This is a genomic window from Mycobacterium sp. MFM001 (assembly GCF_003402475.1).
Taxonomy (GTDB): domain Bacteria; phylum Actinomycetota; class Actinomycetes; order Mycobacteriales; family Mycobacteriaceae; genus Mycobacterium.
This window is the reverse complement of the sequence record NZ_BFAB01000010.1, coordinates 120707-132064: the sequence shown is the minus strand read 5'-3', so window position 1 is coordinate 132064 and position 11358 is coordinate 120707. Positions and strand designations below refer to the sequence as shown.

The 11358-nt window shown below is 64.5% G+C and carries 11 protein-coding genes; 4 read left to right on the top strand and 7 right to left on the bottom strand.

The features are described 5' to 3' along the window. Nucleotides 1-170 precede the first annotated feature (170 nt). Nucleotides 171-1355 (bottom strand): FAD-binding domain, encoded by a 1185-nt coding sequence (locus tag MFM001_RS17800; RefSeq protein WP_116376591.1) that lies wholly within the window; start codon nt 1353-1355, stop codon nt 171-173. A gap of 127 nt (nt 1356-1482) precedes the next feature. Here MFM001_RS17800 and MFM001_RS17795 point away from each other — a divergent pair, with 127 nt between their 5' ends. After that, nucleotides 1483-1938 (top strand): STAS/SEC14 domain-containing protein, encoded by a 456-nt coding sequence (locus MFM001_RS17795; protein WP_238159257.1) that lies wholly within the window; start codon nt 1483-1485, stop codon nt 1936-1938. A 16-nt stretch (nt 1939-1954) separates the two neighbouring features. Here MFM001_RS17795 and MFM001_RS17790 read toward each other — a convergent pair whose 3' ends face one another. Beyond that, nucleotides 1955-2611, bottom strand: coding sequence for a response regulator transcription factor (locus tag MFM001_RS17790; RefSeq protein ID WP_116376589.1), 657 nt, complete (start codon nt 2609-2611; stop codon nt 1955-1957). Further along, nucleotides 2611-3615: a histidine kinase gene (locus MFM001_RS17785; RefSeq protein WP_116376588.1), complete on the bottom strand. Its 1005-nt coding sequence runs from the start codon at nt 3613-3615 to the stop codon at nt 2611-2613. The genes MFM001_RS17790 and MFM001_RS17785 overlap by 1 nt, the downstream gene beginning before the upstream one ends. Nucleotides 3616-3970: 355 nt before the next feature. On the opposite strand from MFM001_RS17785, the gene MFM001_RS17780 reads away from it, so the two are divergent. The 3 genes from MFM001_RS17780 to MFM001_RS17770 all read left to right on the top strand — a co-directional run bounded on the left by MFM001_RS17780 (nt 3971) and on the right by MFM001_RS17770 (nt 7262). Continuing rightward, nucleotides 3971-4270: a PE family protein gene (locus MFM001_RS17780; protein WP_116376587.1), complete on the top strand. Its 300-nt coding sequence runs from the start codon at nt 3971-3973 to the stop codon at nt 4268-4270. A gap of 14 nt (nt 4271-4284) precedes the next feature. Then, entirely contained in the window at nt 4285-5589 is a 1305-nt protein-coding gene (locus MFM001_RS17775) for a PPE domain-containing protein (protein WP_116376586.1), read from the top strand. 110 nt (nt 5590-5699) lie between these two features. Continuing rightward, nucleotides 5700-7262: a DUF389 domain-containing protein gene (locus tag MFM001_RS17770; RefSeq protein ID WP_238159255.1), complete on the top strand. Its 1563-nt coding sequence runs from the start codon at nt 5700-5702 to the stop codon at nt 7260-7262. 41 nt (nt 7263-7303) lie between these two features. Here MFM001_RS17770 and MFM001_RS17765 read toward each other — a convergent pair whose 3' ends face one another. From MFM001_RS17765 to MFM001_RS17750, 4 genes are all read right to left on the bottom strand, one after another. Further along, a complete protein-coding gene (locus MFM001_RS17765) occupies nt 7304-8806 on the bottom strand; it encodes an FAD-dependent monooxygenase (RefSeq protein WP_116376584.1) in 1503 nt (500 codons plus the stop codon). Nucleotides 8807-8910: 104 nt separating this feature from the next. Further along, nucleotides 8911-9666, bottom strand: coding sequence for an ABC transporter permease (locus tag MFM001_RS17760; RefSeq protein WP_116376583.1), 756 nt, complete (start codon nt 9664-9666; stop codon nt 8911-8913). Further along, entirely contained in the window at nt 9666-10379 is a 714-nt protein-coding gene (locus MFM001_RS17755; protein ID WP_116376582.1) for a fluoroquinolone transporter permease, read from the bottom strand. Before MFM001_RS17755 ends, MFM001_RS17760 begins: the two co-directional genes overlap by 1 nt. Continuing rightward, nucleotides 10376-11281, bottom strand: a complete 906-nt coding sequence (locus MFM001_RS17750; protein WP_116376581.1) for an ABC transporter ATP-binding protein — start codon at nt 11279-11281, stop codon at nt 10376-10378. Before MFM001_RS17750 ends, MFM001_RS17755 begins: the two co-directional genes overlap by 4 nt. Between the last annotated feature and the right edge of the window lie 77 nt (nt 11282-11358).

The window sequence follows — 11358 nt, the reverse complement described above, 5'->3', positions numbered from 1 at the left end:
CGCAGGCAGCGATATCCCGACGTGCTTGCGCGCCGTACTTCGGCTGCTACTCCGCACACTGCCCGCCTCCATGCCTTACCGGTACCCGCACAGTGCTAGGGCGATGACGTACCCACCGAGTTATCCGGATAAACCGCCCATCCTGGACGCGCCAATGCCGTCGTGGGCATCTAGACGGCATATTCGGGCAACTCGATGTCGTCGCGAAACTCGCGTCGGACGGCCCAGTCGGCCACCTGCGGAACGTTCAGCAGTTTGGACACCTGATTGCGGACCCATAAGCCCATCGACGTCTTCGGCGCGAACATCGAAGCGAAGCCCCGAGCCGACCGCTGCCGGGCCTCAACTATCGGCCGGAGCCGGCGTTCATAGCGGCGAAATGCATCCTGGTGATCTGTGCCTGCGAGATTGAGCTCGCCCGCCAATACGTAGGCCTGCACCATCGCAAGCCCCGCGCCCTCACCCGCAAGCAACGAGACCGCGGCCGCCGCATCGCCGATGAGGGCCACCCGCCCCTGCGACCAGCGGTCCATGACGATCTGGCTAACCCGGTCGAAATACACCTCGGCGGCACCGTCCAGCTCGCGCAAGATCTCGGGGCACTCCCAGCCGGCGTCACCGAAGACGTCACGCAGCGTGTTGTTGACCTCAGCCAAGTTTTGCGGATCACGCCCGCTCATGTGGTCGGCGGTGAAAACGAACAGAAACAGCGTCCGGTCTTCGCGCATCGCGAACCGCCCCAGCATCCGCCCCGGTGCGTTGTAGGCGAGGTAGACAAGTTCGTCACGCGGCCGGTAACCCTCGGCTTCGAACGCGGCGACTCGATAACCGAGATCGACCTCGAATGCTGCTTCGGCCCCGAACACCAAATCGCGCACCGGCGAATGGATGCCACCGGCGCCAACGACCAAGTCAAATATCCGTGGCCGGCCTCGTTCGAATGTGAGCCGTACGCCCGAGTCACCTTGAGTGACGGCCGAGACCGATTCACCGAAGAGGGTTTCGACATGACCGTCGATGCAGCGGTAGATCATGGCCGCAAGATCACCACGCGGCACAGTGACAAACCGGCCATCGACGTTGCGCCGAAATGCATCCACCGAGAAGCCCCCCACCTCCCGCGAGTTCCGGTCCACCAGCCGCACGTCCTGAACCGCATATCCGGTGCTATGCAATTCGGCGGTGAGCCCCATACGTTCGGCGACGGCGTATCCGCCACCCCAGAAGTCGACGGCATACCCGCCCGTGCGGAGCCGCGGCGCCTTCTCGATCAGCGTCGGCTCGTGGCCATAACGCCATAGCCAGTACGCGAGCGTCGGCCCGGCGATGCCAGCGCCGACAATGGCGACCCTCATAAGCGAACCTCTCCAAGGATGGAGTCATCCGCTATAGTAGCACTATGCAATAGTTGCACTAGTAAGCTGTGTCTCCGCATTAATCCACATTGAAAGAAGAGCCGTTGTGCTGAAGGAACTTACGGACATGCCCGCTGGCATCCAGGCCCTGCAGGCCGTCGGGACGGTGACCGCCGAGGATTACCGGCGGACCTTTGCGCCGATAGTCGATCGGGCACGACGAACGGGCAGCCGGTTGCGCCTGCTCTACCAGTTCGGCCCGAGCTTCCAGCGCATCACGCCAGGTGCACTGTGGGCGGACGCCCGGCTGGGATTCGCTTACGTGCAGCTGCTCGACGGCTGCGCGGTTGCGAGCGACATCGGCTGGATTCGGACTTCAACCCACGGCATTGGCGCCTGGCTGCCGTTTCCAGTCCGGGTGTATGCCAACAACGAACGGGATGATGCTCTCGCATGGCTGGCTGCGCTACCGAAAGGCACTGAGGTGTCCGCACGTGACGTGGTCAAGGCCTACATTGGAGGAGTCTGCGCCGGAGCCGGGAGCATTGCGAAGGCTGTCGCCTCCGAACGCAGTTGCCGGTAGTTGCAATCAACGCCCATCAGGGTTCGATCAGGCCGGTCCTGATCGCGTATCGGGTGAGTGCCAAGCGGTCGCGCAGGCCAAGCTTTTGCAGGGTATTGGTTCGGTGCCGGTCCACCGTTTTGGCGCTAATGCCAAGGGTATTCGCGATTTCGCGGGCCGAGTAGCCCTCGGCGATCAGTTTGAGCACTTCCTCTTCGCGTGACGTGAGAATGGTGTTGGGCAGCGTGTCTCCGTGCTGTGCCAGCCGGAGATACTCGCGGATCAGCGCTGTCACCGCCCCGGCATATAGGAACGGTTCACCGCGCATGGTCGCCCGGCAGGCCTCGAGCAAGTCGCGGTCGGCCACCGATTTGAGAACATAGCCGGAGGCGCCCGCCTTGAGCGCTTCGAAGAAATACTGCTCGTTGTCGTGCATGGACAGAATCAGCATCCGCACGAGGGGGTACTTGCGATTGATCTCCCGCGCGGCCTGCAGTCCGGTCATCCGCGGCATCGCGATGTCAAGGATGGCTAGGTCGACGGGGGTGCCGTCGAGGGCCGCAAGGGCCTCGCACCCGTCGGCGGCCTCGGCGACGACACGCAGGTCAGGTTCGGCATCCAGGATCATCCGCAAGCCGCTCCGCACCAGCGCGTGATCGTCGGCGAGCAGGATGCGCACCGGAGCGGACACCATCACTGGCCATGACCGGTCGTTAGCGGCACCACGAGTCTGACTTCCGTCCCTTCGTTGCTCGGTGAGGTGATTGCCAAGGTCGCATCGGCGAGCAGGGCGCGCTCGCGCATTCCGCGGATCCCTGCACCCTCCGAGACCACCCCGCCCTTTCCGTTGTCGGCGATGCGCAGCATGAGATCGTCTGCGGTGGTGTGCAAGTCCAACCAGACCTTGTCGGCGCCGGCATGGCGGGCGATGTTGGTCAAGCTTTCCTGAGCGACCCGATAGCAGACCAATTCGACGTCGGCCCTGAGCCGATCAGCTTGCGGCGCGATGTGTTTGACCACACCGACGCCGCTCGCCTGAGTGAACTCGTTGCACAGCGCGTGCAACGCGCTCGGCAAACCGAGATCTTCGAGCGCATCCGGGCGCAGCCGCCGAGCGATGCGACGCATCTCATCGAGGCTGGCTCGCAAAATTTCCTGAGTGTCCGCCAGTTCGCGGCGTATCCCCGCGGGTGCACCGTCAACCGCCCGCTTGAGGGTGAGCAGCGCCACGGTGAGGGTCTGGCCGATCTCGTCGTGCAACTCCCGCGCAATCCGCTGACGTTCGGTCTCCTGTGCGGCGAGCGCCGCTGCGCTCGCGGACGTGCGCTCTGATTCGAGCCGATCCAGCATGGCATTAAACGATGTGATCAGGTGCTGTAGGTCACCGCGGTCGTGCAGGCGGGCGCTGCGCTGGGGCGGATCAACCCGCCACATGGATGCGGCGAGCCGATCCAGGGGCGCAAGCCTAGACCGCAGCAACAGCGCGTTGGCGGTCAGCATGATCGCCAACCCCACACCAAGAACCGGGATCTCCGTGAGCTTGACGGGCCACGACACGGTTGCCGGCGACATGACGAGCACCAGCGTGCCGAGCGTAAAGATCAGGCCGTTGATCAACACGACCCAGCGGAACAGGCCACCTGCCGGGATCCTCGCTCGTCGTCGCATCGCGTTGATGACCGCTGCTCGACGCGTCATGCCACCAGGGTGATCCGGGCGGTAGAGGTTTGTCCATACGGGTCTGGTCCCCCACCGAATGGGTGTCAGACCCGATGGCCGATGGGTCGGTGCGCGACGGAAACTGGAGGTCAGGTGCAAAGGGTGCGGACACGGCTGGATCGAACAGAGGTCCGGCAGTTGCATCTTGCATCACATCGGTACCCGGGACCGCAGCTGGTCATGTCTGTTGGCCTCGCAGCGCACGACCGGCCTATCCGCGGGAGCCCGCTGTGGGCACATCGGTGTGATGGATGCCCTCGACCGCCCGCTCGGCGAGCCGTTTCGGCGCCATTTGCGTTGGGGGAACGCTATTTCGTCACGTTAGGAGGAACAAATGTCGTTCGTGACCACGCAGCCGGAGATGCTGGCGGCGGCGGCCGGCGACTTACAGGGCATCGGCTCGGCAGTGAGCGCCGCAAACGCGACCGCGGCTGCGCCGACAACGGGAGTGCTCCCTGCTGCCGCTGATGAGGTGTCGGCGCTGACCGCGGCGCGATTCGCCGCCCAGGCTCAGCTGTATCAGGCGATCGGCGCCCAGGCGGCGGCGATCCACGAACAGTTCGTGGCCACCATGAGCACCAGCGCCGGCTCGTATGCGGCCACCGAAGCCGCCAACGCCATTGCTGCCAGTTAAGGGCTTGGACAGCAATGGAATTCGCGATGTTGCCGCCTGAGGTCAACTCCGCCAGGATCTATGCCGGTCCCGGGTCGGGACCGATGCTGGCCGCCGCCGCGGCCTGGGACGCGCTCGCTGCGGAGCTGGGCTCGGCAGCCGCCTCATATGAAGCGGTGATCTCCCAGCTGGCCGGGGGATGGTTCGGGCCTGCATCTACGGCTATGGCCGGCGCGGCCGCCCCGTACGCGGCGTGGATGCACACCGCCGCAACCCAGGCCGAGCAGACCGCCACCCAGGCCAAGGCCGCCGCCGCCGCTTACGAGACCGCGTTCGCGATGACCGTGCCGCCACCGGCCGTCGCCGCCAACCGGGCGCAGTTGGCCGCGCTCGTGGCGACGAACTTCCTTGGCCAAAACACTCCGGCGATCGCGGCCACCGAGGCGCACTACGCCGAAATGTGGGCCCAAGATGCCGCGGCCATGTATGGCTATGCCGGCAGCGCGGCCGCCGCCTCGCAGCTGACGCCGTTCACCCCGCCGGATCAAGCCACCAACCGGGGCGGCACGGCCGGTCAGGCCGCCGCGGTGGCCCAAGCCAGCGCCACCGCCACTGGTACCCGAGTGCCGGCCGCTGTCTCGTCAATCTCTGCAGCGCCCCAAGCACTGCAGAGCCTGGCGTCGCCCGCGGCATCGACTCCGGGCGATGCGCTCGCGCCGCTGGCGGCACCCGCCCTTGATGCCAGCCCCGCGTTGACTCTGGCCGCGGCCGGCCTCGGTGCCGACCTCTTCGGTGCGCTTGTTATCGATTCGGCCGGCTCATTCGGGATAGATTCGGCCGGCTCGTTTGGTGTGGATTCGGCCGGCGTTGCTGTTGCTCTGCAGGCCGCGCAGATAGACACCGGAGGCGTCTTCCCAGGTTTTACCCCGTTTCCTGGCTGGGGCTGGCCACCGGTGTCGGCAGGCATGGGTCAGGCCGGCTCGGTCGGCGCGTTGTCGGTCCCGCAGTCATGGGCAGCAGCGGCCCCGGCATTCCGTCAAGTCGCCGCAGCACTGCCGATGACCACCGCCGCTGCGGCCCCGGAGATTGCGTCAGCAGGCTCGGGGCAGCTTTTCAGCGAGATGGCCCTGGCGAGCATGGCCGGCCGCGCCCTCGGCGGCACCGCCGGACTCGGCCGCAGAGAGCGCTCCGCGCCGACTCGTGCAAGCGCCAACCCATCGCCAAACGGACCCGTGACCGGAATCGCCGCCGAGCTCCGCGAACTCGCTGAACTACGGGATTCAGGGATTCTGACCGAGGAAGAATTCACCGAGCAGAAGCGGCGCCTTCTCGGTCACTAACCGCGCCCCTCCGGAGGTGTGTCGATGCACGGCCTTCATCTCCTGACAGCGGTTTGATGGGTGGTATCAGCGGGCAGCCGATGCCAACGTTGACCGAAATCGAGGGGGCTGTGGGAACGCGCGCAGTGACCGGGTTGGCGGGCCGGATGGTGTCGAAAGTGTCGTGGCCGGTATATCGGCTAACGGACGAAGACCGCAATTCGGTCATGGACGCGCTCATGGTCGCGCCGTCAAGCGCAGCGATATGGCGATTCGCAGTCCTGATGTTTCTGTCCAGCCTTGTTGCGGCCATCGGGCTGTTGCAGAATTCTGCGGCGGTTGTGATCGGCGCGATGATGATCGCGCCGCTGATGTCACCGATCATGGGCATCGCAACGTGTCTGATCATGGGCTGGGGCCCCCGGCTGCTGCGCGGCTTGGCGCTGGTATCAGTTTCCGTGGCTGGCGCCATCGCGGTCGGATGGTTGATCGCGATTTTGTTGCCACCCGCGGGAACCGGGCTGCCCGCCCAAGTTGTCGCGCGATCCAGCCCCGACATTCGAGACCTGCTTGTTGCGCTGGGCGCCGGCGCCGCTGGAGCAATCGCCACCGTGCACAAACAGATCTCCGTCGCGTTGCCCGGCGTCGCAGTCGCCGTTGCAATAGTCCCACCACTGGCGGCAATTGGCGTCCTGCTGGGGCGCGGCCAACCCGAGTTGGCTCGTGGTGCGGCACTGCTGTTTCTGACAAACCTGGTCGGCATTGTGCTGATGGCAGCGGTGGTGTTCCTGCTGACCGGCTTGGTCCCCAGCGAGATGTTCCGCACCCGGCGCGGCCAGATTCTTACCTCTCTGGCTATCGCCGCCGTCTGCGCATTGGCTGTCGCGTTGATCCTCACGCCGCGCTTTATCGCCGTCACCCGGCAGGCCCACGAACTCAAGGTCGCCACGCAAGCAATCACGGATCTCCTCGACTCCGGCAGCAGACTCAGCCGTATCACCACCTCCGACAACACGATTCGAGCCGACATCACGGGCCCCACGGCTCCCCCACCGATACAGGAGGTGGCGGCAACGCTCAGCCGCGCACTGGGCCATCCAATTACGGTGCAGTTGGGATGGATACCGATGCGCGACCCGGAACACGACCAGCCGGACACGCCGCAGCTGCCGCTGAACGACCTGAGTCCCCTGGTCGAAAAGTGGCTAGCCGCACAATCATTGAGCTTGAAAGGCCTCAGCTATGAGGCCGGGACGTTGGTTGTCTCCACCGCCGGGCCGCACCCACCCAAGAGTTCCGAGAACCTGGCAGCGTTGCTCAACGCGCGCTACCACCACCGCATTCCGGTCAGCCTGGCCTGGACCCGAACTCCCGGGACCGTCGGATCCAACGGCGCCCAGACAGCACTCGCCACCGCACGCGACACCGCCGACAAATGGGCATCATCCAAACCGGGCACCGCAGTCTTGAGTGTCGACGGCTCCGCCACCGCAGTCACCGTCACCTTGATCGGGCAGACCCAGCCGGACGTCGCTAGCCTGCAAGCCGACCTTCAGACCGCACTTCCGCAAGCCACCATCACCATTCAATGGGTATCCGGCGGACTGCTGGTCGTTGCAACTCCCACATCGACACCCAAACCAACGCCAGGTTCCGGACCGACGACGAGTCCGGCAACGACACGACCGAAGTAATGCGAGGCGGATTTCACGCTGCGCGAAACCGACGCCACGGGTTATCGGGCTCGCCCGGCGTGTAACGCGTTGGCCAGCCATCGGTCAAGGCCGAGCACGTCCTCGGGATCACCTCGCCAACCCAGGTGCCCGTCGGGTCGGACAAGCATCATGTCCTTACCGTGGTAGCGCAGCACACTGAGATGCCCGCCGAGCCGCTTCCCAACAGCCTTGGCGCCCACCAGATCGGCATCGCGCGGCGCAAGCAATCCCCAACTACCGCCCAGCTCGGCATGCAACCGTGACACTGAGCCGTCCTCTCGGGTACAAGGCAAATCACCGATCCGATCACCCGGACGAGGATTACGGCCCCGCCCACCAAGCGGTCCCTTGCGGTAACTGACCCACAGCTGCGACGCGGAGTAAGTCGCCCAGCGCTGCACCGCCGCCAAACCGATCAGCCGGACTACGATTCGATCTCGCACAAACCGGCCAAGCGGGTTACTCAACACGTTCACCCGCGTCATCGCGCTGGTGCCGCGGAGCACCTCGGTGGCCAACGGACGCCGCTCGGCCTCGTAGCTATTGAGCAGTCGATCAGTCGCGTGACCACCGACGACCAGTGCAAGCTTCCACGCCAGGTTTTCTGCATCCCCGACGCCGGTGAGCATTCCCTGCCCGCCGAACGGAGCATGAGCATGGGCCGCATCACCGGCGAGCAGAATTCGGCCGTGGCGGTATGCGTCGGCAAGCCGCCGGTGTACCGAAAACTGCGAAAGCCACACCGCATCGCCGATGCGCACGCTGCGCTGGGTCCGTTCGGGCAGGATCTGGCGGAGACGGTCGAGAACCGCGTGTTCGCTGAGCTTTTCGTCGCCTCCCGGGTCATACGCGATTACCCGCCACAAATCATCGCGCCCGTGCGGATCGGGCATCGGCATTACGCCGATCAACCCTTTCGGGTGAATCCAACCCGTTGTCCCAGCACGGTCTACATCCCAATCAAGGTGGACGTCCGCCAGCAAGAAACGTTCGCTTAGCTTCACACCCGGAAAACCAATGCCCGCCAACGCGCGTGCGGTGCTGCCAGTGCCGTCGCAGCCCACTACCCATTGCGCCCGCACGATCAGATTGCCGCTTAGCACTGCGGTCACCCCGTCGCCGTCCGGCGTGACAGCGGTAAGCATCCGATTCCATTCCGGCACGCCGCCCAGCTCAGCCATCCGATCACGCAGTGCTCTTTCAACCTTGGCTTGCGACACCAGCATCGGCGGGGCGGCCGTGCGTAGCCCAGGATCACCGAACTGCAGATTCATGATCGGCTTGTCGCCCAGATACGTCGTAATTCGCATCGCCCGTAACGACTCGTCAGGCAGTGTTCCCAACGCGCCCAGCCGGTCGAGCACCTCTGAGCCGCGCGCATGCAGGAAGTTTGCGCGCGACGTCACTGCTGGACCCGACGCGCGGTCAATCACACGCACCGAGACGCCTTGCAATAACAAGCCGCACGCAAGCGTCAGGCCGGTCGGTCCCGCGCCCACCACCAAGACATCGACAAAATCCACGCGAGCGATGCTATGCAGCGAAAAACCATGCCTCAATGCCACGTACTCGTTGAAGGCCGGTGCGACGAGCAGTCGGGCGCCGTCGGCAGCCTCCCTTTCGAGGATTACATGTTCTTGGCTTGGAAGCGACGGAATAGCGGCCAGGCAATCGCCAAGTTATACCCGACGCCAGCGAGCAGGTATGGCCACCAGATGCCGTGGTCGCTGGCGACCCAGAACGCCTTGGCGGCCCAATACGGCGGCAATACCCCGAAGGCCAGGTTCCAGCTTGAGTGAATGAACCACGGCAGGCACGGCAACCCGGCGATAAGCATTCCCAAGGCGCGGACCATACCCAGACCCTGAATCTTGTTGTTCGCCATGGCGACTATCAGCAAGAGGGTCACCACGGCCGACAGCCCTGCGAGCAATCCGATCGGGACCAGCACGCCCACCAGGCCAGGCTCCAGTATTCCGCTGAGCGACGTCGTTACGACCACATAGACCGTCGTGACGGTCATGACTGTGCACGCCCGGTACCCGAAGAAGACCCACAGCGGCACAGGGGTGACCCGCAGCGCGGTCAATGTGCCGGCGTCGACCTCATCCAGAACTAAGAACGCGGCGATCGCGCCAGTAATGATGATGCTGGTGAGCAAGAGGAATGCGGTAAGGACTAGTGGGTAGTACGGAACCAGGTCGAACTGGTAGCGATCGGCGAGCATCTTGGTGAACAACGGCGTGAGGAGTGCAACGCCGGTGGTCCAGATGACCGGGGCGACCACAATCATCCAAAGCAGTGGATCACGGTAGGTGCCGCGAATGTCGTTGCGCCCGAATGCAAGTAATGGCCGCGCGCCAGCGAGGCCTGACGCCGTCATCAGAGTAGACCAGACCTTTCGATGACGTAGCGGTCGAACATTACCTTGGCCGCCCGGCACAACGCCACCAGGCACACGGCCGGGTAGACCAGTGCATACATCCCTTGCCACGGCGCCGGGCTCACTTGGTCGAACGCCGCACCGAACAGCAATAGCGTTCCCTGCGTGGGGAATAGGTAAAGCACCGGGTTCGGCCACACGTCGGAGTAATGCAGGATTGGCGGCACGAGCATGACCGCGAGTGGGATGGTCGCTGTCAGGAACCAGTCGGTCACCGAAGCGAATGGCAGCGAAGAGATGAAGCCGATCAGCAGCATCAGCAGCGTGCCGAGCACGACGCCGAGCACCAGCGGCATCAGGTAGTAATCGAACCCGTGAACGACTGTGGCTACGATCACCGCAACGAACAGCGAGATCATCAGCAGCACAGATAGTTTGGCGGCCAGGTACTCCCAGAACCGCAGCGGCGTAGAAACGATCGCGCCGATCGTGCGTTCTTGCTTCTCGAAGAAGACGCTGCCCCCTATGAAGAAGAAGCAGATGATCGCGATGTCACCCACTAGGACATACGGCTCGGCGACCGGGCGCAGCCTGGCCGGCATCGGCAACAGCACCGCGAGCCAGATCAGTCCGGAGAAGACCGCCGCGTGCAGGAACTTCTGCCTGAGCTGAAGCGTCAGCTCGAGCCGCAGCGCGCTTGTCAGCCTGGTCATTCCAGCCGCCTGCCGGTGGTCTCGACGAACACGTCATCGAGGCTGGCCTCCCTGCTGTGAATGGTCTCCACATGGTGGTTGCGCAAGACCGCGTTGAACTCCGGATCGTCGGCCAAGCTGTCCATGCTGAACTCAGCGGTCTCCAGACGGCCGTTGTCGGCGCGGTACTCCACACGTACCGATCGCCGGCCGCGGGCGATCTTCAGCTCGGTGGGCTTGTCCAGGGCCACGATCGTGCCATCGACCACGAAGGCAACGCGATTGCAAAGCTCGTCGGCAGTCGCCATGTCATGAGTGGTGAGAAAGATGGTGCGGCCGCGGGCTTTCAGGTCCAGGATCATGTTTTTTATCTTGCGGGCGTTCACCGGATCCAGGCCGGAGGTGGGCTCGTCGAGGAAGAGTAGCTCCGGCTCATTGAGCAGCGACCTGGCGAAGGTCAGTCGCATCTGCATTCCCTTGGAATACTTGCCGACCCGCGTGTGGGCGTCGTCCGCCAACCCGACAGCATCCAGCAACTGCATCGGGTCGACGGTCGCGCCGGCATAGAGCGATGCAAAGAACCGCAGGTTCTCCAGGCCGGTGAGCTTTTGGTAGTGGTTGGGCAACTCGAACGAGACGCCGATGCGCTCGTAGTAGCCGGGACCCCAAGCCAGCGGATCCCTGCCCCACACCGCGGCCTCACCGCCGTGGCCGCGGAGCAAGCCGATGAGCAGCTTCTGCGTCGTCGACTTCCCTGCGCCGCTGGGACCGAGAAATCCGAAGATCTCGCCGCGGCCGACTGTGAAGTCCATCCCCCGAATCGCGGGATCGGAAGCCTTCGGGTAGGTGAAGGTGAGCCCGCGGACGCGGATCACGTCGGTCATGGCACTCGATGATGTCGTTGAAGTCTGGACTTCCTGCATGGACGTGTGTTGTCCTTCCGGGTCAGCGGCTGCATTCCAATACCTAGTTCCGACCAGACTTCCCGGAGCGCCGCGGC